The following is a 23620-nucleotide window of genomic DNA, read 5'->3' as shown; positions in this document are numbered from 1 at the left end:
GTGACCGTGATGGCCGACGTCCTGGCGCTTCAGGAGCTCGACGAGGAGATCGTCGTCGACGCCCCGTTCAGCTCGTACAGCGTGTTCAGCTGCTGACCTTCGAGGTCCTGCAGTACCGGGTGACAGGAGAAGGGGAAGGCCGCGGGACATGCGGCCTTCCCCAACTCTGCATCCTATTTACCGTTTTGGGGTGAGATAACCGTGGCCGTGGCATCGGAACCGACTACCCGTCCGAGTGGACCGCTCGGCGGACTGCGACTGTGCGTCGCCGAGGTACGGGCGTACCCGGGGCGCGTCATAGGTGTCGCGGTGGCCTGCGCGCTCACCGCCACCGGGGTCGGCGCCTGCCTGGTGCTGCTCGCGGCGGTCAGCGGCCGGTCCTACCCGGCGGGCTCGGCGGCCGCCGCGGCGGCCGCCGACACCCAGAACCTGCTGGGTCTGCTGCTGACACTGCTGCTGATGTCCGCGGTGCTGGTGACGGGCTCGACGGTCGCGCTCTGGACCAACCAGCGGCTCGGGCAGTTCGCCGTGCTGCGCGCCCTCGGGGTGACGGCCGGCCGGCTGCGGGCCCTGGTCGTCGCGGACGTCGCGCTGGTCGCCCTGGCCCCCTCCGCCGTCGCGGCGGCGGCCGGGACGGTTCCCGCGGCCGGTTTCGGGCGACGGATGCTGATCGAGCGCGAGCTGTTCCCCGCCGCGGTCGACCTGCCCCCCGCCGGGCAGATCTGGGCGATCGCGGTCGGCGCCTGCCTCGGCACCTGCGCGGTCGCGGTGCTGGCCGCGCTGGCCAGCGTGCTGGCGGCCGGCCGGGTCCAGCCGATCGACCTGCTCAAGGACCAGTCACTGGCGCTGGCCCCGCCCCGCCGCAACCCCGGCCGGCTGGTGGCGGGCATCGCCATGGTCATCATGCTCTGCGGGCCGCTGGTGGTCCTGACGGTCGCGATGGACATGCCGCCGGTGCTCCAGGGCGCCCTGGTGACGGGGCTGGCCATGTCCGTCATCCCCACCCTCGCAGTGCTCGCGCCGTGGTTCGTGCCGCTGCTCATCGGCCCCTGCTGCGCCCTGCTGCAGCTGGTGGACCGGAAGGCCGGCCGGATCGCCGCCGCCGGGCTGCGGGCCGCGCCCGCCCGGACGTCCGCGATCGCGGTGCCCGTCCTGCTGGCCGTCGGCATCGTGGTCTGCCTGCTCGGCTCGGGGGCGACGATGGGCGCCGCCGTGCAGCAGCAGACCGCACAGGCGCTGCGGGCCGACGCGGTGGTGACGGCCGAGCCGGGCAGCCGGCTGCCCGCCCGCCCGGCCGGCCTGCCCGGCGGCACCGCCGTCGCGCCGATCGCCACCGAGGTGACACCGCCGCCCGACTTCTACGACGACAAGCCCCGGCCCACCCGCGCCTGGGGCGTCGACGGAACGGCCCTGCGGAGCGTCCTGGACCTCGGCGAACAGCAGGGCAGACTGGACGAGTTGGTGCCCGGCACGTTCGCCGCCGGCACCACCGCGGTGGCCTCGCAGGGTTGGCAGCTCGGCCAGAGCGTCACCTTCGGGCTCGCCGACGGGCAGGAGGCGCAGCTGCGGCTCGTCGCCGTCTACCAACGGGACCTCGCCTTCCCCTCGTACGTCCTCCCCGCGGACCTCGCCCTCGCCCACACCCCGGCCCCGCACGCCGACCTGGTGCTGCTCGGCGGCGATCCGGGCGGCTGGGAGCCCGGGCCCGGCGAGCGGATCGCCGCACGGGCCGACTACCTGGACCACCTGCGGCCGCGCAGCGTCCAGGACGACCTGGCCTCCCGGCTGATCGTCTCCGTGGTGGCCGGGTACGCGCTGCTCGCCGTCGCCAACACCTGCGCCATCGCCCAGCGGGACCGCCGCTCCCAGCGCGCCCACCTACGGGCCCTCGGCCTCGGCCGGGGCCAGCTGCTGCGCTGCGTGGTGTACGAGGTGCTGGCCTCGGCACTGGTCGGGACGGTGCTGGCGGTGGTGACGGCCGGGATCTGCCTGGTGCCGCTGGCCCGGGCGGTCGGCCAGGGGCTGCCCGCCCTGGACGTGCCGTGGACGGTCGGCGTGCTGCTCGGGGTGCTGGTCGCCACGGCCGTCCCGGCGGCACTGGCGGCCCGTCCGCTGCGCGGCATCCGGAGCCAGTTCGCGACGGGGTCGGCGTGAGCGGGGCGGCCGCCGGGAGGCTGGGGCGGCCGTTCTGGCTGCTCTACGGCGGCGAGTCCGCCTCGGCCCTGGGCACCGCCGCCTCGGTGGTCGCCCTCCCGGTGGTCGCGCTGCGGGCCGGCGGCGACGTCCGGCAGGCCGGCCTGGCCGGCACGGCGCTCTCCGTAGGGGTGCTGCTTGCCCGGCTCCCGGCCGGCGTCCTCGCCGACCGCCGCGAGCGGCGGACGATGCTGCTGCTCGGCAATGCGGCCGGCGCGCTCGTACTGGCCGGGCTGGCCCTGTCGGCCGTCGGCGGCATGCCGCCGCTGTGGGCGGTGCTGGTCGCCGCCCTGCTGCTGGGTGCGGTGGGCAGCACCCTGGCGCCCGTCGAGAACGTCGTGGTGCGCTCCTTCGTGCGGCCCGGTCAACTGCCCCGCGCGGTCAGCCTGTTGCAGAGTCGGGCGGCCGTCGCGGCGACGGCCGGCCCGCTGGCCGGCGGCGCACTGCTGGCCGTCCACCCGTCCTGGGTGTTCGCCGTCGACGCCGGCAGCTACCTGGCGGCCGTCTGCTGCGTGGCACTGCTGCCCAAGGGGCTGCGGGAGCGCCCCGCGGCCGGGTCGGCGGAGCCCGGAGTCCGGGCCGCGCTGGCCGAGGGCGTCCGGTTCATCTGGCGGGTGCCCTTCCTGCGGTACGCGGTGGTCAACGCGGCCGTGCTCAACCTGGTGTTCAACGGCCTGCTGATCGTGGTGGTCGCCTCGGGCGGGGGCGCCGTGAACATCGGGGTGCTGACCGCGGCCCTGGGCACCGGCGGGCTGGCCGGATCGCTGCTCGCGCCGGCCCTGGCCCGGCGGCTCCCGCCGTCCCGGGGCATCGCCCTCGGCACCGCCGTGGTCGCGCTCGCCCTGCCCGGCTTCACCGCGGCCCAGGGGCACTGGGTGGCGGTCCTGCCGCTCGCCCTCGCCGCGGCCGCCGGACCGGTGGTCACCGTGCTGATCGCGGTCACCCAGATGGAGGTGACCCCGCCGGGCCTGCAGGGCCGGGTGCACAGCGGCATCGGCTTCCTCGCCCAGCTGGTCGCGCCCGCCGGGCCGACCCTCGCGGGCCTGTGCGCCCACGCGTTCGGTGTGACCGGCACGGTGGCCGGCGCGGCGGTGGTCGTGGTGGTCCTCGCAGCCGTCGGACTGGCCGCCACCGCGGGTCGGCCCACCGCCGGGCCGACCGGGGCCGGGTGTGCCGCGGAACGACGGAACGACGACCCTGCGGAGGCCCTGCGTGGCTGACATCGACCACGGGGCGGCGCAGCTCGCACCGGCGGACCCGTACCGCTGGCTGGAGGACGCGGACGCCCCGCGCACCCGAGCCTGGCTGGCCGAGCAGCGGCGCCTGCTGGCCGCCCGCCCGCAGCGATCCGACGAGCCCGCCTGGGCCGCACTGCTCGACAGGGTGGAACGGGAGGCGCCCGACCGGACGCCCACCCCGCCCGCCCAGGCCGGTGGCCTGCTCTTCCGCCACGAACGCGGCCCGGACGGCGACTTCCTGACCGTCCGGCACCCCGACGGCACCCGTCGGACGCCGACCGAGGGCGTCATCGGTCGCGGCGACCGGATCGCCGGCTGGCAGCCCGAGCCGCACGGCGGGTTCGTCGCCGTCCAGCTGCACCGGGATGGTGCGGAGAACGGCGGCCTGCACCTGCTGCCCACCCACCAGGGCGGCCGGCCCCGCCACCTGCCCGACGCGGCCCCGTACGCAACCCTCGCCTTCACCGGCGAGGCGCTGGTGTACACGGCCGGCACCCGCACCGAGCACACCCTGGTGGCCCGCCGGCCGGCCGACGGCCCGGCCCGCCGGCTCGCCCTGCCGGTGCCCGGCCCGGTCCGGCTCACCCTCCACGGCGGCCCCGGCGGGCACCTGCTGCTGCGTACCCGCCCGCAGCCGTCCGGCCCGGTGCGCTGGTGGGCCACCCGGTGGACCGGCCGGACGGTGCCCGACTGGCAGCCGCTCGACCTCGACGGCCGGCGGGTCACCGCGCTGGACCTGAACGAGACCGTCTGCCTCCTCGCCGCGGAGGAACTGCTGGCGTTGGACCTGGACGCGGTCGCCCGGGGGGCCACCCGTCGGCCCGCTGCCGTCGCGCAGCCCGCTGCCGTGTTGCCCGCCGTCGCCCTGCCCGCCGCCGGCGCACCGTCCGGCGGCGGTCCGGTCGCGGGCCCGGTCACCACCCTGCGGGTGCTCGGCCCCGGCCCGACGCCCGGCCTGGCGCTGCTCCGCCGGCTCGGGACCACCCACCGGCTCGACGTGCACCGGCCGGGCTGGGCGGCGGACGGACCGGCTGGCGGAGCCTCGGACGGGACGGCGGACGGCGCCACCGCACTGCACTGGCCCGCCCGGCTGCGCCTCGGCGCCACCCCGTACGACCGCCACGGGCGGGTCGGCGGGTCGGTCTGGCTGCTCGCCGACGACCCCCGGTACGGCACCTGGACCTGGAGCCTGGACGGCTCCGGCCCGGTGGAGCCGCCCGAGCGCCGCGCCGCGCTGCGCACGCTCACCGCCGTCGGCCGGGACGGTACGCCCGTCCCGGTGACGGTCTGCGACCCCGGGCCGCAGGGCGGCGGCCCCGTACCCACCCTGCTCACCGTCTACGGGGGCTTCGGCATCCCCCTGGAGCCCAGCTGGGATCCGGCCCTGGAGGCCTGGCTGCGGGCCGGGGGCCGGATCGCCTGGGTGCACGCGCGCGGCGGCGGCGAGCTCGGCCCCGCCTGGGCGGCCGCCGGCCGCGGCCCCGGCAAGAGCACCACCGTGGACGACTTCCGGGCCGCCGCCGCGATGCTGGTCGAGCGCGGCGAGGCCCCGGCCGACGGGCTGGGCGCGCTGGCCGCCAGCAACGGGGCGCTGGTGGTCGCCGCCGCACTGACCCGGGAACCCGGGCTGCTGGCCGCCGCGGTGTGCGCGGCCCCGCTCACCGATCTGGCCCGCTACCAGGTCGGCGGCCTCGGCCGACTCTGGGCCGAGGAGTACGGCGATCCGGCCGACCCGCAGGCGCTGCGGGCCCTGCTCGACTACTCCCCGTACCACCGGGTGGTGCCCGGGACGGCGTACCCGGCGGTGCTCTTCGCCACCGGGGCGAACGACGCGCGGGTGCCGCCCTGGCACGCCTGGAAGCTCTGCGCGGCGCTCGGCCAGGCCGGCAGCGGGGCCGCGCCGGTCCTGCTCGACCACCACGACAGCGGCGGCCACCAGGGGCGCCCGGCCGCCGCCGGACGGGAGCTCGCGGTCCGGTCCCTCGCCCTGCTGGGCGCCGGCACCGGCCTGCGGCCGCCCACCGAGCCGCCCACCGAGCCCGCCGGTCCGCCCTGCCCTCATCCCCGAACCCACCCCCGATCCACGCCCGTGCCCAGCCGAGGAGAGCACCACCGATGACCGCACGCCCGCCCCTCCCCGGAGGCCCGCCCCGCCCCGTCGCGAACCACGCCCCGGCTGCCGCGTCGGCCGTCGACCTGACCAAGGTGCACGGGTCGGGCAATGCCCGGGTGGTGGCGTTGGAACAGGTCTCGGTGTCCTTCCGGGAGGGGGAGTTCGCGGCGATCATGGGCCCGTCCGGCTCGGGCAAGTCCACCCTGCTCCAGTGCCTCGCCGGTCTGGAGTCCTGCACCTCGGGCGCGGCCCGGATCGGCGACGTGGACCTCACCCGGCTCAGCGACGGTCAGCTGACCAGGCTCCGCCGCGACCACGTGGGCTTCGTCTTCCAGGCCTTCCACCTGATCCCCACCCTGACGGTCTCCGAGAACATCACCCTGCCGCTGACCCTGGCCGGCCGCACCCCTGACCGGCAGTGGCTGCGCACCCTGGTCGAGGCGGCCGGCCTCGGTGGCCGGCTCGACCACCGCCCGGCCCAGCTCTCGGGCGGCCAGCAGCAGCGCGTCGCCTGCGTCCGGGCACTGGCCGGCCGGCCCCGGATCGTCTTCGCCGACGAACCGACCGGCAACCTGGACTCCCGCTCCGCCGCCGAGATCCTCGCCCTGCTGCGCCGGTGTGTCCGGGAACTCGGCCAGACCGTCGTGATGGTCACCCACGACCCGGTGGCGGCCTCCTACGCCGACCGCGTCGTCTTCCTCGCGGACGGCCGCATCGTCGACGAACTCCTCCGCCCGACCCCCGACCAGGTGCTCGGCCGGATGCGCACCTTCGACACCAACCTCGGGATCAGCTACTGGTCCGGCCCGGCCTGACCTGCCGCGCTCCGGCCGCCGGATGCGCGAGGACGGGGGCATGCCGAATCGTCTCGCGGACGCGACCCCGCCGTACCTGCTCCAGCACGCCGACAACCCCGTGGACTGGCGGCGCTGGGGCCGGAGGCCTATGTGATGTACGACGAGCGGGACGAGGCTGCGCGCCATTTGCTGGAGGGCTGGAGCATCATGGGCAAGCTGCGACCGCTGTGGTCGCAGCGCGTGCTGGGGATCGCGCACGAGTACCGGGTCGGCGTGCCGCCGGGCGAGGGGCGGATGGTGGCCTTCCGGCGGAAGCCGGGGTGAGGCGCGCGGCCCCGGTCAGGCCGCCGCGCCGATCAGGCCGAGTTGGGCCGCCCGTACGCCGGCCTGGAATCGGGAGCCCGCGTCGAGCTGGGCGAGCAGGGCTGCCACGTGCCGACGGTAGGTGCGCACCGACAGGCCCAGCTCCCGGGCGGCCCGCTCGTCGGTGTAGCCCTGGCTGATCGCCTGCAGGACGCGCACGGAGCATTCGTCGGCCGTCCAGCCCCGGTGGGCGGGCACGAGGCCGGTGGACTGGGTCCAGACGGCGTCATGGAGGAGGGAGATGGCTTGGACGGCCTCCCGACCGGAGATCACGGTGAGTGGCGCGTTGCGCTCCGAGGCCAGCAGGCCGACCAGGCCGTCGGTGATCACGGCGGTGGGCAGCCCGCAGGGGGAGACCCGGATCTGCGCTCCGGCGGTGGCGAGTTCGGTCAGTTTGGCCAGGGCCTCCTCGTCCTGGAGCAGCGTGCCGGTGACGAGCATCCTGACCTCACCTCCCCGGGCCAGGAGTTGGGTGTGCAGCCGGTCCAGGAGCGGGTCGTTGAACTCGTGCGGCCCGTCGGCGTAGCTGGTCTGGGCTCTGACCACGCGGTGGCTGCACTGCTGGATCAGGCGCGCGGCGACCGAGCGGGCGTCCTCGGCGGCCGCGTCGGGGCGGAGGCCGTACGCCACACCTCCGGAGAGCCGGCCGGCCATCTCCGCCACCTGCAGTGCCAGGTCGCGCAGCGCCGGCAGGGTGGGAGAGCCGAGGTTCTCGAACGACTGCCCGATGCTGGTCAAGTGCCTCTCCGCGGGTCCGTATGGCCGAGCTCGTCCGGGTCATCTCGCCGTCGGTTCGTGATCAACCGCAACCACTCCAGCATGCCCAGCCACAGGCACCATTTCCCATCCGCCTGGGCTATCTTCTTTCGGCCTGCACATATCCGCCAGGGGGATGGCACGTGTTAAATCGGGAACTTCCGGGCGCGGCTCGTGCGCCGCTCGGCGAATCCGCCGAAATCCTCTACGACTTCACGCTCCGGCAGTCCTCTCCGCCGACCCCCGCCGAGGCGGGGCTCGATCTGAACCTGACCGACAGTCAGGTCGACGGGGCGGTAGCGGAATTGCTCAGGCTGAAGCTGCTGCGGGCCGGTGCCGCCGACGCCGGTCGGCTGGTGGCGGTGCCCCCGGAAGCCGCCCGCATCCGGATGCTGGCACCGGTGCTGCAGGATCTGGCGCGGCGGCAGCGGGAGGCCGACCGGCTCTGGTCCACCTACACCGGCCTGGTGGCCGCCTACCAGGAGAAGGTGCTCCGTGGTGCCCGGTCGTCGCCGATCGAGCCCGTGCTGGGTGTCGGCGCCGCGCGTGGCGTGATAGCCGAACTCGCGGCGGCGAGCCGGCGCGAGGTGGTCGCCTCCCAGCCCGGCGGAGCCCGGGACCAGGAGGCCCTGGCGGAGTCGCTGGAGCGCGCCGATGAACTCCTGGCGCGCGGCGTCAAGCTGCGCACGCTCTACCAGCACCCCGCCAGGCACAGTCAGCCCACGCTGACCTTCGTCGAGCACGTGACCGGCCAGGGCGCGGAGGTGCGGACCACCAGCAACGACTTCGTGCGCCTGATGATCTTCGATCGGACGGTCGCGCTGATCGAGCTGCGCGACGATCCGCTGAGCGTGGCGGTGGTACGCGATCCGAGCGTGGTCGACTTCATGTACGCGGCCTTCGAGTTCGCCTGGTCGAGCGCGCTGCCGCTGTCCCCCGGCTATGACCGCAGCATGGTGGAGATAGCGTCGGACGACACCAAGGCGATGATCATCAGCCTGCTGGTGGACGGCGTCGACGATCGCGCGATCGCCCGCCGCCTCGGGATCTCCATGCGCACCTGCCAGCGCCACATCTCCGAGATCATGCGGCGGCTCGGCGCGAAGAACCGGCTGCACGCCGGCTACCTCCTGCACCAGCTGCAGGACCGCGAGATCCACTGACGAGTGTTCCGGGTGGGACCTGCCCGCCCGGCAGCCGGTCCGGCGCCCCGTCAGCCGCGGGCGCGGGCGACCGGGACGATGCAGAGCAGGGCGATGGCCGTCACCGCGGCGGTGAAGACGGCGGCGGTGTCGAGCAGGGTGGTGGCGCCGAGCAGGAGGCCGGTGCCGACCACTGGCAGGGACAGCCCGAGGTAGGCCGAGGTGAAGTAGCCGGAGACCAGTTGGCCGGCCTGGTCGGGTCGGGCGTTGGCGGAGAGCAGGGCCAGACCGGAGCGGAAGGCGAATCCGGCGGCCCCGCCGGAGACCGCCGCCCCGACCAGGAAGAGCGTCAGCGAGACGGCCGGGATCGCCGCGACGACCGACACCAGCCCGGCCGGGAGGACGGCCATGCCGGCGATGACGCCCGTCCGGGGTGCGACCCTGCTGCCCCAGACCTGGGCCAGCGCGGCCGCCGTGAAGGCGGTGCCGGGGGCGACGCCGACCATCAGGTGGTTGGTGATGTGCAGGCCGTCCCGGAGGAAGGTGCCGGCCAGGGCGGCGAACAGGCCGAGGGTCGCGAACGGGCCGAGCGCGGCGAGCGCGGAGTAGGCGAACGCCGACCGGTGTTCGGCCGGGATGCGCAGGCGCTGCGGGCGGAGGGGGACCGGGCCGGCGGCGCGGACGACGGTCTCCGGCAGTGCGAGCACGGTGAACCCGGGCAGGAGCAGGGCGGCCAGCGCCAGGTACGGAAGGAGCATCGGGCCGGGGCCGTACTGGACGAGGACGCCGGAGAGCATCGGTCCGATGCCGAGGCCCGCCATGTTGGTCGCCGAGGCCACCAGGGCCGCCTTGCGCCGGTCGGCCAGCAGTTCGCCGAGGTAGGCCGTCGCCGCGCCGGAGGACAGGCCCACGGCGAAGCCGCACAGCAGCCGCCCGCCCAGGATGCCGGGCAGGGTGGGCGAGACGGCGAACAGGGCGCAGCTGAGCAGGCCCAGGCAGAGGGCTGCCAGCAGGATCGGGCGGCGCCCGATCCGGTCCGACAGGCCGCCGAACAGCAGCAGCGTGCAGAGCGTGCCCAGCGCGTAGGTGGAGAACACCGCCGTCACCAGCAGCGGGGTGAGCCCGAGCTCGTGCGCGTAGAGCGGATAGACCGGGGTGGGCACGGTGGCGCCCGCGATCAGGGTGCACATCAGCCAGGCCACGACCCAGGCGGCCCGGGGCCGTCGGCTGGGGTCCGGGACGCCCGCGGGGGTTCCCGGACCCGACTGCAGGGCCTTCTCGACCGCCATGTCAGGCTTGTCCGTGAGCTCCGTCGGCGGCGTAGGACCGGCGCATCGCCCGCTTGAGGGCCTTGCCGGTCACGCCGGTGAACTCCTCGCTCCCCTTGGCGAGAATCCGGTCGGCCGGCAGCAGGGCGGCGGCGGTCAGGGTCTTGTTGATCCGCGTCAACAGCCCGTCCAGGTCGGCGGCCGGGTCGGCGAGTTCGACGGCCAGCACCAGCTCCCCGGTGTCCTCCGACTTCACCAGCGAACAGTCCTGCAGCCCGGGGAAGTTGCGCAGGATCAGCTCCTCGGTCTGGGTGCTGTAGACCGTGCCACGGCTGGTGGTGATGGCGTCCGTGGTGCGGTCGACGTGGTAGAAGCGGCCGTCCTCGTCGCGGAAGGCGAAGTCACCGGTGAGCCAGTAGCCGCGCACCCGGTTCTTCTCGCTGAGCAGCGAGTTGTTCCAGTAACCGGCCGTCACCGTCGGCGACTTGAGGCCGAGCCGGCCGACCGCGAACGGGCCCAGCGGTTCGTCCTGGTCGTCGAAGACCTGGGCGTCTATCCAGGCGAACGGGCGGCCTATGCAGCGGCCGTAGCGGTCGCTGGTCGGCGTGTGCACCTGGCGGAACATGGCGAAACCGAACTCGGACGAGCCGAAGTTGTCGATGAACAGGGACCCGGGCTGCCGCTGCCCCGAGCGGTCGGTGTGGTTGCCGAGCGCGACCAGTTTGCGGATGTGCTGCTCGTGGTTGGCGTCGCCGGTGCACATCCAGTACGAGATGGAGGCGAAGTCCGCCGGGTCCGGGTCCAGCCGGCAGAGGTCGACGAAGACCTTGGGGAATCCGACCACCAACTGCGGGCGGAAGGCGGCGAACCGCTCGACCAGCCGCTTCGGGGAGCGCTCGGTGGCGAGCATGACGTCCAGGCCGCGCAGCACACCGGACATCAGCACCGAGATCGCCGAGGCGTGGCTCTGCGGCAGCACGGACAGGATGCGCTCGCCGAGGTCCGCGTCGGCCTGCTGCCTGATGCCGAAGAAGAAGCCGAAGTGGTTGAACTGCACGGCCTTCGGCACGCCGGTGGTGCCGGAGGTGTGGGCGATCAGCACCGGGTCGTTCTCGGTGTGCTGGAAGTACGTGACCTGGTCCGGCGAGTACGGGTCCGCCTCGTAGTACGGCAGGTCCAGCGCGTCCTTGGCCAGCCGCTCGGGGTCCGAGACCACGGCCACGGCGCCGACCCGCTGGATGAAGGCGCGGGCGGTCTCCGGATCCAGCGAGCTGTTCAGGAAGACCGGGATCGCTCCGAGCTTGTTCAGCGCGATGTAGTGGATCAGGTACCGCACGCTCTCGTCGAGGAAGACGGCCACCGGATCCTTGGCCCGGATGCCGTCGTGGTGGAAGCCGGCCGCCACCCGGTCGGTCAGTTCGTCCAGCGCGTTCAGGGTGAACCCGTGCACCTGCTCGCCGCCGAGCGTCAGGTACGGCACGTCCAGTTCGATCCGGCTCTGCGCGGCGCCTCTGGTCGCGGCCGCGGCCAGACGGAACAGGTTCCCGGCCCCGAGTCGGGGGTCGTCAAGCAGACCACTGCTCATTCTTCGCTGTCGCCCCTCGTCGTGAGCCAGTGCCGCAGGCCGGCCTGGATGTCGTCAGGAATGGGAACGGCCCGGTGCGTCTCCAGGGAGGTGAACACCAGGACCGTCTTGAACCGCGCACGCACCTCGCCGGCCTCGGTGCCGCGGTACTCGTAGCCGATGGTGAGCGACTTGGTGCCGATCCGCTCCACCGCGAGCTCCAGCGTCAGGCTGTCGCCGAGGCGGCTGGGTGCGATGAAGTCGCACTCCAGCCGGACGGTCGGCACGCCGAGCAGACGCTTGGTGAACAGGGCGGCGTAGTCGACGCCGAGGCAGCCGCTGAACCAGGCCTCCTGGGCCTCGTTCAGCAGTACCAGGTACTGCGGGTAGAAGACGATGCCGGCGGGGTCGCAATGGTGGAAGAAGATCCGGCGTTCCAGCCGGAACCGCCGGCCTTCCGGTTCTTGACTGGCCGGCTGCATGACCGCGTCTCCTCCTCCGAGCTCGATCTTCGCTGCCACTCTCACCCGGCTCCCGGCGACCAGGCTCGCGGCTGGCAGGAAGTTGCCATTCCTCGCCCGTGCCGCTGGCAGGAAGCGGTCGAATCGAATGTCTGATCGTTCCCGGACCCGAGGGTGGATCGTCAAGTCTCCGGAGGAGCCATGGACGCATCGATCCCATCCGCGCACGTCGACACCTTCGCCCGCGACCGTCTTCCGCCGGTCGAGGAGTGGCCCGAGATCCTCGTCGACCTGCCCGAGCTGCGTTACCCGCAGCGGCTCAACTGCGCGGCGGAGCTGCTCGACGGGGCGATCGACCGGTTCGGCGGGGACCGGCCCTGCCTGTTGGACCAGGCGGGCACGGTGTGGTCCTACGAACAGGTCGCCGAGCTGGTCAACCGGACGGCCGAGGAGCTGGTGCACGGCCACGGCCTGCGGCCGGGCGACCGGGTGCTGCTGCGCGGACCCAACTCGCCGTGGCTGGCGATCTGCTGGCTGGCCGTGATGAGGATGGGCGCCGTCGCCGTCACCACCATGGCCCTGCTGCGCGCCGTCGAGCTGCGCGAGGTGATCGCCAAGGCCGAGGTGCGGTTCGCGCTGTGCGACGAGCGGTTCACCGAGGAACTGGAGCTCGCGGCCGGGGACGACCTGACCGTGGTCCGGTACGACGTGCACGACGGCGGCGAGCTCGGGCGGCAGGCCAAGGCCCGTACGGGCGTGTTCCCGGCCGTGCCGACGGCCGCCGACGACGTGGCGCTGATCGCCTTCACCTCGGGTACCAGCGGTGTGCCGAAGGCCACCGTGCACTTCCACCGGGACGTGCTGGCCATCGCGGACACCTTCTCCGCCCGGGTGCTCCGGCCCGAGCCGACCGACCTGTTCGCCGGCAGCCCGCCGCTGGGCTTCACCTACGGGCTCGGCGGTCTGCTGATCTTCCCGCTGCGTGTGGGCGCGGCCAGTCTGCTGCTGGAGGAGACCACGCCGGACAAGCTGTTCCGGGCGGTGGCCCGGCACCGGGTGAACGTGCTGTTCACCTCGCCCACGGCCTACCGCCGGGTCCTGGACACGCTGGACGACTACGATCTGGCCAGCCTGCGGCTGTGCGTCTCGGCCGGCGAGACGCTCCCGCTCGCGACCTGGCAGGCCTTCGAGCGGGCCACCGGGCTGCGGCTGGTCGACGGCATCGGCTCCACCGAGATGCTGCACGTGTTCATCTCGGCCGCCGGCGAGGACATCCGGCCAGGCGCCACCGGCCGGGCGGTCCCGGGCTTCCGCGCGCGGGTCGTGGACGAGAGCGGGGCCGAGGTGCCGGACGGAGTGCCGGGCCTGCTGCAGGTGAAGGGCCCGACCGGCTGCCGCTACCTGGCGGACCCTCGCCAGCGAGTTCAGGTGCGGGACGGATGGACGCTCACCGGTGACGTCTTCATCAAGGACGCCGACGGCTACTTCTGGTTCCAGGCGCGCTCCGACGACATGATCGTCAGCTCGGGCTACAACATCGCCGCGCCCGAGGTGGAGAACTCGCTGTTGCGGCACCCGGCGGTCGCGGAGTGCGCGGTGGTGGGCGCGCCGGACCCGGGGCGCGGCGAGATCGTCAAGGCGTACGTGGTGCTCGCGGCCGACCACCAGCCGGGAGAGGAACTCGTCGCCGCACTGCAGTCCTTCGTCAAGAGCGACATCGCGCCGTACAAGTACCCGCGCGCGATCGAGTTCACCGCCGACCTGCCGCGCGGCAACACCGGAAAGCTCCTGCGCAGCGCCCTGCGGAAGTGAGCCGCACGGGGGAGCCCGACCGGGGCGATCCCCGTCCACCGGGTGATGGCACATGAGCGGACAGCGGCCGAGCGGACGGACACGCGTGGGTTCCGCCGTCGGGCTCGGGGCGCTGTGAGAGGCTGGGTCGCATGAACCGGTTGGCTGGTGTGACCTCGCCGTATCTGCTTCAGCACGCCGACAATCCGGTCGACTGGTGGCCCTGGGAGCAGGCGGCCTTCGACGAGGCGCGGCGGCGCGGCGTGCCGGTGCTGCTGAGCGTCGGCTACGCGGCTTGTCACTGGTGTCATGTGATGGCACACGAGAGCTTCGAGGACGCCGGGCTCGCCGAGTACCTCAACGAGCGGTTCGTCGCGGTCAAGGTGGACCGGGAGGAGCGGCCCGACGTCGACGCCGTGTACATGGAGGCGGTGCAGGCCGCGACCGGGCAGGGCGGGTGGCCGATGACGGTGTTCCTCACCCCCGACAAGGAGCCGTTCTACTTCGGCACCTACTTCCCGCCGCAGCCCCGGCACGGCATGCCGTCCTTCCGGCAGGTGCTGGAGGGCGTGGACGCCGCCTGGCGGGACCGGCGGCAGGAGGTCGGCGAGGTCGCCGGACGGATCCGGGCCGACCTGGCCGAGCGGGCCGCCGTCTACTCGACCGGCGCCCACCACCCGCCCGGCGAGGCCGACCTGCACCAGGCGCTGGTGACCCTCAGCCGGGACTTCGACCAGAACCGCGGCGGCTTCGGCGGCGCGCCCAAGTTCCCGCCGGCCATGGTGCTGGAGTTCCTGCTGCGCCACCACGCCAGGACCGGCTCGGAGGCGGCGCTGGAGATGGCCGTCCGTACCGGCGAGGCGATGGCCCGCGGCGGCATCCACGACCAGCTCGGCGGCGGCTTCGCCCGGTACGCGGTGGACGCCGGCTGGGTGGTGCCGCACTTCGAGAAGATGCTGTACGACAACGCGCTGCTGCTGCGCGCCTACCTGCACCTGTGGCGGGCCACCGGATCGGGCCTCGCCCGCCGGGTCGCGCTGTCCACGGCGGACTTCCTGCTGCGCGAACTCCGCACGCCCGAGGGTGCGTTCGCCTCCGCGCTGGACGCCGACAGCCTGGACGAGGAGACCGGGCAGTCCGCCGAGGGCGCGTACTATGCGTGGGAACCCGGCCAGTTGGTCGACCTGCTGGGCCCCGCCGACGCGGCCACCGCCGCCCGGCTGTTCACCGTCACCGCTGAGGGCACCTTCGAGCACGGCACCTCGGTGCTCCAACTCCTCGCCGACCCTGAGGGCTTCGCCGAGTACGAGACGATCCGGGCCCGGATGGCCGAGGCCCGGACGGCCCGGCCCGCCCCGGCCCGGGACGACAAGGTGGTCGCCGCCTGGAACGGCCTGGCCATCGCCGCGCTCGCCGAGACCGGCGCGCTGCTGGACCGCCCCGACCTGGTCGATGCCGCCGAACGCGCCGCCGACCTGCTGCTCGCCGTCCACCTCACCCCCGAAGGCCGGCTGCTGCGCACCTCCCGGGACGGTCGGCCCGGCGCCAACGCCGGTGTGCTGGAGGACTACGCGGACACCGCCGAGGGCTTCCTCGCGCTGTACGCCGTCACCGGCGAGGCCTCCTGGCTCCAGCTCGCGGGCGGCCTGCTCGACACCGTGCTCAAGCACTTCACCGACGAGGCCTCCGGTGCGCTCTACGACACCGCCGACGACGCCGAGGAGCTGATCCGCCGCCCGCAGGACCCGACCGACAACGCCACCCCGTCCGGCTGGACGGCCGCCACCGGCGCGCTGCTCACCTACGCCGCGTACACCGGCTCCGACCGGCACCGCACGGCCGCCGAGCGGGCCCTCGGCGTGGTCGGCGCGCTCGCCGGCCGGGCACCGCGGTTCATCGGCTGGGGCCTCGCCGTCGCCGAGGCGCTGCTCGACGGGCCGCGCGAGGTCGCCGTGATCGGCCCGGACGGCGATCCGGCCACCGCGGCGCTGCGGCGGACCGCGCTGCTCGGGACGGCGCCGGGGGCGGTGGTCGCGGTCGGCGCGCCGGGGGAGTCCGAGGTGCCGCTGCTGGCCGACCGGCCGCTGATCGGCGGGGCACCCGCGGCCTACGTCTGCCGGCACTTCGCCTGCGACGCCCCGACCACCGATCCGGCGGCGCTGGCCGAGAAGCTGGGCACGGCGGTCGAGTAGGCAAAACGTTGGCGCACCGGTCCCGGCCTGGCCCACCATGGGCCATGACCTGGACCCTCAGCACCTCCCTCGACGAGTTTCGCGACCGGGCGGGCGCCTTCCTGGCCGCCCGCCCCGCCGAGAACACCGTCCTGCTCACCATCGCCCACCGGCTCGCCGAGGCCGGCCTGACGGTGTTCGGCGAGCCGCCGGTCTTCGGCTGGTGGCGGGCCGAGGAGGGCGGCCCGGTCGCGGGCGCCTTCCTCCGGACGCCGCCGTTCGACCCCCGGCTCTCCTTCATGCCCCCGGCCGCGGCCGCCGAGCTGGCGGTCGAACTGGCCGCCGCCGGGCCCGGGTTCACCACGGTGACCGGCGTCGGCGGGGGAGTCGAGGCGGTCCGCGCCTTCGCCGAGGCCTGGACGGCCGCCACCGGCACCCGGCAGTCCGTCCGCTTCGACGAACGGCTCTACCGGCTCGGGGAGTTGGCCGACCCGCCGCGCCCGCCGGCGGGCCGCCACCGGCTGGCCGGCCCGGCCGACCGCGAGCTGGCGATCCGCTGGTACGAGGAGTTCCTGGTCGAGGCCGAGCTCGAACTCCCCGACGTGCCACGGGCGGTGGACGCGCGGATCGCGAACCGCTGCCTGCACCTGTGGGAGGACGGCGGCCGCCCGGTCGCCCTGGCCGGCAGGAGTCCGATCCTCGTCGGCATGTCCCGCATCGGCCCGGTCTACACCCCCGCCGCGAGCCGCGGCCGCGGCTACGGCACCGCCGTGACCGCCGCGGCCTCGGCCCATCTCCTCGCCCACGGCGCCACCGAGGTCCTGCTCTACACGAACCTCGCCAACCCGACCAGCAACTCCATCTACCGGCAGATCGGCTACGTGCCGGTGGAGGACTCCCTGATCGTGGACTTCGACCGGGGGTGAGGGGGCGGTCGCACCGACCGGCTCCGCTCACTCCCAGTCCCAGCGGATCCCCAGCAGGCACGGCCGCAGCGCCGTCGCGACCAGGTGGACGCAGTGGTGGCCGTCGAGGGTGAGCTCCTCGGTCTCGTACGGGGCGGCGCCGGGGGAGTGGAGGGCGAAGCGGTGGCAGCGGACGGGGAGGGCGGCGGGGTGGAAGGTGACCTGGAGGACGTACTGGCCGGCGCCGGCGTTGAAGCCGCGGACGTACTCGCAGCTGGGCTCGGGGGAGGGGGCGTCGTCGAAGCCGTAGCCGAGCAGGTGGGTGTCGCCGGCGCGCAGGCGGCGGTCGAGGAGGAGTTCGGCGGCGAGCAGGTGGTGGGCCTGGTCGCGGCGGATGCGGCCGGGGCGGCAGTTCTCCTCGGCGCGGACACCGACGCGGGTGATGTCGCTGCCCGGGTCGCCCTGGTAGAGGGCGAGGTAGCGGTCGATGCCGTCGCGGTGGGCGCGCAGGGCGTGCTGGGAGTCGCGGCGGGCGAGCTGGCGGTCTGGGCCGACCCGGATGCGTTCGATGTGGGTGATGGTGTGCAGCCCGGTGTCGCGCGGGCCGGCGAGGGTGGCGAGCAGGCCGTCGACGGCCACCGCGGGGGAGATGAGGTCGCGGTAGGGGCGGACGGGCGGGCCGGTCGGGGCGGGGTCGGCAGCGCGGCGGGGGCCGAGCAGCCGGGTGAGGGAGTGTTCGGGCAGGTCGAGGACGTCCTCCAGGGCGGCGACGGCGCGCAGTGACTCGGCGCGTTCCGGTCGGCGGCGCCCCTGCTGCCAGTAACTGAGGCTGGTGAGGCCGACGTTGACGCCGCGCAGCGCGAGGTGGCGGCGGACGCGGTGCAGGGCGAGGCCCCGGGTGGAGATCGCGGTGCGCAGGGCGAGGTGGAAGGGGCCGGTGCGCAGGGCGGCGGCGAGGTCGGCTGGGTCGCTCTTGTGGATGGCGGCCTCCTGGGGGCGGGGGTCCGGCTCGGGGACGGTTCGGGGGCGGCTCGGGGAACGGTTCGGGACGGACCGGCTTTTGACCGTGAATATTCACATCGGTGCGGAGGTTTGTCACCGGTCCTGGCCTGCTGCGCGGGGGTTTCGCGGGCGCCGTTCACATCCGTGCCCGTCCGTTCACACCTCGGTCCTGGCCCCACCGGGAGCCGTTGACCCGTACCTGGCGAGAGGCGATGCTCGGGGCGCGATCCGGACCGCGCCCCCACACGGCACCTCGCTCCACTCGTGCAAGGAGGCACTTCCCCCATGCCAGTTCCACGAATACGGCTGCGCCGCGCGGTCTCCGTGCTCGCCCTCGGCGTGCTGGGCCCGGCGCTCACCGCCGCGGTGGCCGCACCCGCGATCGCCGCCCCCGCCGCATCCGCGATCGCCGCTCCGGCCGCGCACCAGGACCGGGCCGCCCACCAGGTCCGCCAGGCCGCCGCGCCCGGCAGCACGGCCGACCTGGCCGGCACCTACAAGAAGCTCAACATCACCATGCAGCAGCAACAGCAGACCAACTGGTGCTGGGCGGCGAGCGGGAACACCATCGCCACCTGGTTCGGCTACAACTACAGCCAGAACCAGTTCTGCAACGCCGCGTTCGGCCGGGCCGCCAACTCCTCCTGCCCCAACAGCCAGGCCACGCTGGCCGATGTGCAGAACGGGCTGAACTGGGTCGGCATCAACCCGGGCTCGTACGTCAACGGGTACCTGAACTACGGCACCGTGCAGTCCGAGGTGAACGCCAACCGCCCGATCGAGACGCGCATCCAGTGGAGCTCGGGCGGCGGCCACATGCACGTCCTGTACGGCTACGACACCGGGAACAACTGGGTCTACTGGGGCGACCCGTGGCCCTCCAACTACCGCTACAACTGGGCGGACTACTGGTACTACGTGAACAACGACACGTTCTCGTGGACCCACTCCCTGTACCGGATCGGCGCGTGAGGGCGACCATGACCGAGACCACGGGCCGCCGTCGGGCCGCCACCACCGTCACCGTCGTCGCCGCCCTGCTCACCGCCGGCCTCGCGTCGGCGCTCGCCCCGGCCGCGTACGCGGACTCCCCGTCCGCCCCGGCCCCGGTGCCCGCCGCCGAGCTGGCACAGGCCCGCAGCGCGGTCCAGGACCCGGCCGTCCTCGACAAGGTCGGCCACTTCTTCGCCCGCAAGGGCGTCCCGCCGACCCGGCAGCTGACCATCGGCGCGGCCGAGGAGGCCCGGGCGGCGAGCGCGGCCGCGCCGCGGCTGGCCGGCGACACCGTGCCGGTGTACCTCCTGGACCCCGGTTTCGTGGCCGGCACCCCGGGCGCACCGGTGGCGAAGGCCGAGTTCACCGCCAGCAAGGTGGTCGCGGCGGACGGGCAGAGCGCCTCGGTCTGGACCGTCCGGCAGGGCGGGGCCTGGAAGGTGGTCAACATCGCCTCGGGCGGTGACGAGAGCGACTACGCGGCGAAGGCGGCGGGCAGCGGCGGCGGCACCGCCTTCCGCGAGCCGCAGGTCAACGCCTGGTACGTGCTGCGCGACGGCCGGGTGCTGCCGCTGGACGACGAGGCCCTGCGCTCGGTGGGCGCGGGCGGGGTCACGCTGGCCGCGTACCAGCAGCTCGTGCACCAGCGGTACGGGGACAAGCTGCCCGGCTCGGCGTACGACCGGACGGGCAGGGGCGGTGGCTACGAGGCGGACACCGCGGCTCAGCCCGAGGCGGTGTCGCAGCCTGTGGCGGAGGCCGCGGGCGGCGGTTCGCCGCTACCGGCCGTGACGGCGCTCGCTGCCCTGGGGGCCACCGCGCTGGTGGGCGCGGGCGCCGTGCTGCGGCGGAGGACGGCCGTCCGGCGCGGCTGACGGCAGGCGGGGCCCGGTCGGTCGGGCCGGGCCCCGCCGCCCGCCGTCCATGCCGTACACACACGTCGGACGTGCGCGCGTAAGAGAACAGCGGCAGTGTCGGACCCGGCTCTCGACCCAGCGGTCGAGGGCCGGGTCCGGCGTTTCCGGGGAGGCCTTGGGCGGCCCCGGCTCCCGCCGTCGGACCGGGCGGCGCGGCACGGCCCGGCCACGCTCCGTGATGTGTCCTGGAAGTGCTGCTTCCACACAAGGAATTGACGCAACGTTGATCTGTCGTTCGCCGCCCCTGGGCAGTCGGCCATGACTGACGGTAGATACCATGTGGCAATCGGTCAGTGCTGGCCGACGCGTGCCGAGAGCGGAGAAGAGGTGGGGCGGCGGGAGCCGACCACGAGCCCGGCACCGGGAAAGGGGACCAAGGTGGCTGACGCGGACGACAAGCAGATGAGCGCCCAGGTGTGGGGCTCGGCGGTGGTGGTGGGATCGGCGTTGGCCGTGGTCGCGGCCTATCTGATCAACGGCGCCCCGCTGGTCCTGGCGGTCGCCGGGATCGAGACCGTGTTGCTCATGGTCTACGTCGCCCGCCGCTGGCGCGCCCTGCACGGCGGGTCGGCCCCGGTCCGGCACCGCCCGCGCCGCGGCACCCCGGACGCCGCGCACTGCGAGCGCTGCCGCCGGGCCCGTGAGGCGCTGGACGCCCGGGAGGCGCGGGCCCGTTCGGCCGGCGCGGTCCGGCGCTCCGGGGCCGCGACGTTCCCGACCCCGCCCGGCGCGCCGGGCGAGCCGCACCGGCCATCGCCCGAGCCCTCCCGGGAGTCGCACGGCGAGCTCCACCGCGCGCACGGGGAGTCGCACGGCGCGCACGGCGAGCTGCACCACGCGCACGGGCTGCTGCAGGACGGGGGCCCGCAGTCGGAGCCCGGTGGCGCCGACCACCCGGCCTACTCGCGCCGTCCGCAGATCCGGGCCCCGTACGAGCGGCCCTGGACGGCGGAACGGGCGGCCGGCCGGTCCGTGGACCGTTCGACCGCCCGTCGGGGTGCGCCGGGTTCAGCCGGCCGCGCTGTACGCCACCAGTGAGACGCCGACGTACTGGACGATGAACGCGCCCAGGGTGAAGGCGTGGAACACCTCGTGGAACCCGAACCAGCGCGGTGAGGGGTTGGGCCGCTTGAGCCCGTACACCACGCCGCCGATGCTGTAGAGCACCCCGCCGACGATCATCAGCACCAGGACGGCGACGCCGCCGGTGCGCAGGAAGTCCGGCAGGAAGAAGGCGGCGGCCCAGCCCAGCGCGAGGTACACCGGCGTGTACAGCCAGCGCGGCGCGCCGACCCAGAACACCCGGAACGCGATCCCGGCCAGCGCGCCACCCCAGACCGCCCAGAGCAGCAGCTGCTGGGCGGCGCCCTCGAGCAGCAGCATCGTGAACGGCGTGTAGGTGCCGGCGATGATCAGGAAGATGTTCGCGTGGTCCAGCCGGCGCAGCACGGCGTCCCCGCGCGGTCCCCAGTCGAAGCGGTGGTACACCGCGCTGACCCCGAACAGCAGCCAGGCACTGACCGAGTAGATCGCGCAGGCGATCTTGGCGGGCGTGGAGTCGGCCAGGCAGATCAGCACGATCCCGGCGGCCACCGTGGCGGGGAACATCCCGGCGTGCAGCCAGCCGCGCCACTTCGGCTTGCTCTCCGTGAGTGCACTCTCCGCGAGCGCAGCAGCAGTCATGCGCAGCATGCTACCCGTTACCTACGGATCCGTAGGTTACTGACGCGTAGGAAGTGGCGATCATCACTGTTGGACGTTTTGGAGTAATTGGAGTGTGGCGCCGCGCACTCCGTCGGGCGTTCGGTTGGCATGTTACTCATCAGTAATCATACTGGCTGTAGTAAAAGATGCGTCAATTTCGACGCTTCGCCGCGTTCCGGCCGTGGGTCCGGAGCTACGCTGCAAGCACCCTCAGACCCCCGCGACGCCATCTCCTCGCCGAGATGGCGTGAAACGGAGCGATCGTGTCGTACGAGATCTCTGCTCTCAGCGCATCCGCGCCCACCCGCCACAAGCAGCTGCTCGCTTGGGTGAGCGAGATCGCCGAGCTCACCCAGCCGGACCGCATCGAGTGGTGCGACGGTTCCGACGAGGAGTACCAGCGCCTCGCGGACCTGCTGGTGGCTCAGGGCACCTTCAAGAAGCTCAACGAGGAGAAGCGCCCCAACTCCTACTACGCCGCCTCGGACCCCACGGACGTGGCGCGCGTGGAGGACCGCACCTTCATTTGCTCCGAGCAGGAGAAGGACGCCGGACCGACCAACAACTGGAAGGCCCCCGCCGAGATGCGGGAGCTGTTCCAGGGCGAGCAGGGCCTCTTCCGCGGCGCGATGAAGGGCCGCACGATGTACGTCGTGCCCTTCTCGATGGGCCCGGTCGGCTCCCCGCTGGCCGCGTACGGCGTCGAGATCACCGACTCCGCCTACGTCGCCGTCTCCATGCGCGTGATGACCCGCATGGGTCAGGCCGTGCTGGACCAGCTCGGCGAGGACGGCGACTTCGTCCGGGCCGCGCACACCGTCGGCGCCCCGCTGGCCGAGGGCCAGGCGGACGTGCCGTGGCCGTGCAACACCACCAAGTACATCTCGCACTTCCCGGAGACCAAGGAGATCTGGTCCTTCGGCTCGGGCTACGGCGGCAACGCCCTGCTCGGCAAGAAGTGCTACGCGCTGCGCATCGCCTCGACCATGGCCCGCGACGAGGGCTGGCTGGCCGAGCACATGCTCATCCTGAAGCTCACCCCGCCCAGCGGCGAGGCCAAGTACGTCGCGGCCGCCTTCCCCTCGGCCTGCGGCAAGACCAACCTGGCCATGCTCCAGCCGACGGTCCCGGGCTGGAAGGTCGAGACGATCGGCGACGACATCGCCTGGATGCGCTTCGGCGCCGACGGCCGCCTGTACGCCATCAACCCCGAGGCCGGCTTCTTCGGCGTCGCCCCCGGCACCGGCGTGGACACCAACGCCAACGCCATCGACACCCTCTGGGGCAACACCGTCTTCACCAACGTCGCCCTCACCGACGACGGTGACGTGTGGTGGGAGGGCCTCACCGAGGAGCCCCCGGCGCACCTGACCGACTGGCGCGGCAACGACTGGACCCCCGAGTCCGGCACCCCGGCCGCCCACCCGAACGCCCGCTTCGCCGTCCCGGCCGCGCAGTGCCCGACGATCGCCCCGGAGTGGGAGGACCAGGCGGGCGTGCCGATCTCGGCGATCCTGTTCGGTGGCCGCCGCGCGACCGCCGTCCCGCTGGTGACCGAGTCCTTCGACTGGCAGCACGGCGTCTTCCTCGGCGCCAACATCGCCTCCGAGAAGACCGCCGCCGCCGAGGGCACCGTCGGCGAACTGCGCCGCGACCCGTTCGCGATGCTGCCGTTCTGCGGCTACAACATGGGTGACTACTTCGCCCACTGGCTGAAGGTCGGCGCCCAGGCCGACGCCGCCAAGCTGCCGAAGATCTACTACGTCAACTGGTTCCGCAAGGACGCCGAGGGCAAGTTCGTCTGGCCCGGCTACGGCGAGAACAGCCGCGTGCTCAAGTGGATCGTCGAGCGCCTGGAGGGCACCGGCGAGGGCGTCGAGACCCCGATCGGCGTGCTGCCGACCGTCGAGGGCTTCGACCTCGGCGACCTGGACCTGTCCAAGGAGGACCTCGACCTGCTCTTCACCGTGGACGCCGACATCTGGCGCCAGGAGGCCGCCCTCGTGCCGGCCCACCTGGAGACCTTCGGCGACCACACCCCGAAGGAGCTGTGGGACGAGTACCGGAACCTCGTCGCGCGTCTCGGCTGAGCCTGAGCCTCAGCCGCGAGAGAGGCGGGGGGGGGGGCCCGGCCCCCCCCCCCCCCCCCGCCGCCGGGGCGGGGGGGGGGCGCCCCGGCCGGGGCCCCCCCCCCCCCGCCCCGCCGCGGGCGCCCGCCCGCGCCGCGTGTTTTAGTGGCGGG

19 protein-coding genes and 1 pseudogene are annotated in these 23620 nt (G+C 73.9%); 14 read left to right on the top strand and 6 right to left on the bottom strand.

What is annotated here, in order from left to right; genetic code table 11:
* The first annotated feature begins 207 nt into the window (after window positions 1-207).
* The 6 genes and pseudogenes from ACGF0D_RS36685 (at window position 208) to ACGF0D_RS36660 (ending at window position 6665) form a co-directional block, all read left to right on the top strand.
* A complete protein-coding gene (locus ACGF0D_RS36685; protein ID WP_392873827.1) occupies window positions 208-2154 on the top strand; it encodes an FtsX-like permease family protein in 1947 nt (648 codons plus the stop codon).
* Window positions 2151-3413 carry an MFS transporter gene (locus ACGF0D_RS36680; RefSeq protein WP_392873824.1) on the top strand — a complete coding sequence of 421 codons (1263 nt, stop codon included), beginning with the start codon at window positions 2151-2153 and terminating at the stop codon, window positions 3411-3413. Before ACGF0D_RS36685 ends, ACGF0D_RS36680 begins: the two co-directional genes overlap by 4 nt.
* Window positions 3406-5550 (top strand): prolyl oligopeptidase family serine peptidase, encoded by a 2145-nt coding sequence (locus tag ACGF0D_RS36675; RefSeq protein ID WP_392923865.1) that lies wholly within the window; start codon window positions 3406-3408, stop codon window positions 5548-5550. The genes ACGF0D_RS36680 and ACGF0D_RS36675 overlap by 8 nt, the downstream gene beginning before the upstream one ends.
* Entirely contained in the window at window positions 5547-6359 is an 813-nt protein-coding gene (locus ACGF0D_RS36670; RefSeq protein WP_392923863.1) for an ABC transporter ATP-binding protein, read from the top strand. The genes ACGF0D_RS36675 and ACGF0D_RS36670 overlap by 4 nt, the downstream gene beginning before the upstream one ends.
* 40 nt (window positions 6360-6399) lie before the next feature.
* Window positions 6400-6477: pseudogene (locus tag ACGF0D_RS36665) on the top strand (DUF255 domain-containing protein); the annotation flags it as partial.
* 14 nt (window positions 6478-6491) lie between these two features.
* Complete coding sequence (locus tag ACGF0D_RS36660) at window positions 6492-6665, top strand: hypothetical protein (RefSeq protein WP_392873816.1); 174 nt, start codon at window positions 6492-6494, stop codon at window positions 6663-6665.
* 15 nt (window positions 6666-6680) lie between these two features.
* On the opposite strand, the gene ACGF0D_RS36655 is transcribed toward ACGF0D_RS36660, so the two are convergent.
* A complete protein-coding gene (locus tag ACGF0D_RS36655) occupies window positions 6681-7442 on the bottom strand; it encodes a hypothetical protein (RefSeq protein ID WP_392923861.1) in 762 nt (253 codons plus the stop codon).
* A 20-nt stretch (window positions 7443-7462) separates the two neighbouring features.
* On the opposite strand from ACGF0D_RS36655, the gene ACGF0D_RS36650 reads away from it, so the two are divergent.
* On the top strand, window positions 7463-8623 hold the full coding sequence (locus tag ACGF0D_RS36650; RefSeq protein ID WP_392923858.1) for a LuxR C-terminal-related transcriptional regulator: 1161 nt from the start codon (window positions 7463-7465) through the stop codon (window positions 8621-8623).
* Window positions 8624-8673: 50 nt separating this feature from the next.
* Here the strand turns inward: ACGF0D_RS36650 and ACGF0D_RS36645 are convergent, their stop codons facing one another.
* The 3 genes from ACGF0D_RS36645 to ACGF0D_RS36635 are packed head-to-tail and all read right to left on the bottom strand — an operon-like array spanning window position 8674 to window position 11916.
* Complete coding sequence (locus tag ACGF0D_RS36645; protein ID WP_392923855.1) at window positions 8674-9891, bottom strand: MFS transporter; 1218 nt, start codon at window positions 9889-9891, stop codon at window positions 8674-8676.
* Between the two features lies 1 nt (window position 9892).
* Complete coding sequence (locus ACGF0D_RS36640) at window positions 9893-11455, bottom strand: class I adenylate-forming enzyme family protein (RefSeq protein ID WP_392873804.1); 1563 nt, start codon at window positions 11453-11455, stop codon at window positions 9893-9895.
* Window positions 11452-11916: an acyl-CoA thioesterase gene (locus tag ACGF0D_RS36635; protein ID WP_392923852.1), complete on the bottom strand. Its 465-nt coding sequence runs from the start codon at window positions 11914-11916 to the stop codon at window positions 11452-11454. The genes ACGF0D_RS36640 and ACGF0D_RS36635 overlap by 4 nt, the downstream gene beginning before the upstream one ends.
* 180 nt (window positions 11917-12096) lie before the next feature.
* On the opposite strand from ACGF0D_RS36635, the gene ACGF0D_RS36630 reads away from it, so the two are divergent.
* From ACGF0D_RS36630 to ACGF0D_RS36620, 3 genes are all read left to right on the top strand, one after another.
* Entirely contained in the window at window positions 12097-13707 is a 1611-nt protein-coding gene (locus tag ACGF0D_RS36630; protein WP_392923849.1) for an AMP-binding protein, read from the top strand.
* A 131-nt stretch (window positions 13708-13838) separates the two neighbouring features.
* Entirely contained in the window at window positions 13839-15878 is a 2040-nt protein-coding gene (locus tag ACGF0D_RS36625) for a thioredoxin domain-containing protein (protein WP_392923846.1), read from the top strand.
* 44 nt (window positions 15879-15922) lie between these two features.
* Window positions 15923-16783 (top strand): GNAT family N-acetyltransferase, encoded by an 861-nt coding sequence (locus ACGF0D_RS36620; RefSeq protein ID WP_392873794.1) that lies wholly within the window; start codon window positions 15923-15925, stop codon window positions 16781-16783.
* A 27-nt stretch (window positions 16784-16810) separates the two neighbouring features.
* Here the strand turns inward: ACGF0D_RS36620 and ACGF0D_RS36615 are convergent, their stop codons facing one another.
* The gene (locus ACGF0D_RS36615; protein ID WP_392923894.1) at window positions 16811-17743 is read right to left on the bottom strand and encodes a hypothetical protein; all 933 of its coding nucleotides are present in this window, start codon (window positions 17741-17743) and stop codon (window positions 16811-16813) included.
* A gap of 306 nt (window positions 17744-18049) precedes the next feature.
* On the opposite strand from ACGF0D_RS36615, the gene ACGF0D_RS36610 reads away from it, so the two are divergent.
* From ACGF0D_RS36610 to ACGF0D_RS36600, 3 genes are all read left to right on the top strand, one after another.
* Window positions 18050-18736 carry a papain-like cysteine protease family protein gene (locus tag ACGF0D_RS36610; protein ID WP_392873791.1) on the top strand — a complete coding sequence of 229 codons (687 nt, stop codon included), beginning with the start codon at window positions 18050-18052 and terminating at the stop codon, window positions 18734-18736.
* 8 nt (window positions 18737-18744) lie between these two features.
* Window positions 18745-19632 carry a hypothetical protein gene (locus ACGF0D_RS36605; protein WP_392923843.1) on the top strand — a complete coding sequence of 296 codons (888 nt, stop codon included), beginning with the start codon at window positions 18745-18747 and terminating at the stop codon, window positions 19630-19632.
* A 420-nt stretch (window positions 19633-20052) separates the two neighbouring features.
* Window positions 20053-20712: a hypothetical protein gene (locus ACGF0D_RS36600; protein WP_392873786.1), complete on the top strand. Its 660-nt coding sequence runs from the start codon at window positions 20053-20055 to the stop codon at window positions 20710-20712.
* Here the strand turns inward: ACGF0D_RS36600 and ACGF0D_RS36595 are convergent.
* Complete coding sequence (locus ACGF0D_RS36595; RefSeq protein WP_392923840.1) at window positions 20683-21357, bottom strand: hemolysin III family protein; 675 nt, start codon at window positions 21355-21357, stop codon at window positions 20683-20685. The two genes, ACGF0D_RS36600 and ACGF0D_RS36595, sit on opposite strands and share 30 nt — an antisense overlap.
* A gap of 284 nt (window positions 21358-21641) precedes the next feature.
* Here ACGF0D_RS36595 and ACGF0D_RS36590 point away from each other — a divergent pair, with 284 nt between their 5' ends.
* Window positions 21642-23468, top strand: coding sequence for a phosphoenolpyruvate carboxykinase (GTP) (locus ACGF0D_RS36590; protein ID WP_392873780.1), 1827 nt, complete (start codon window positions 21642-21644; stop codon window positions 23466-23468).
* Window positions 23469-23620: the final 152 nt, after the last annotated feature.

Origin of the sequence: Kitasatospora sp. NPDC048298 (genome assembly GCF_043201465.1) — a bacterium.
In the GTDB taxonomy this organism is placed as follows: domain Bacteria; phylum Actinomycetota; class Actinomycetes; order Streptomycetales; family Streptomycetaceae; genus Kitasatospora.
Note: the sequence above shows the minus strand (reverse complement) of the source record. Positions and strands in the feature narration are given on the sequence as shown.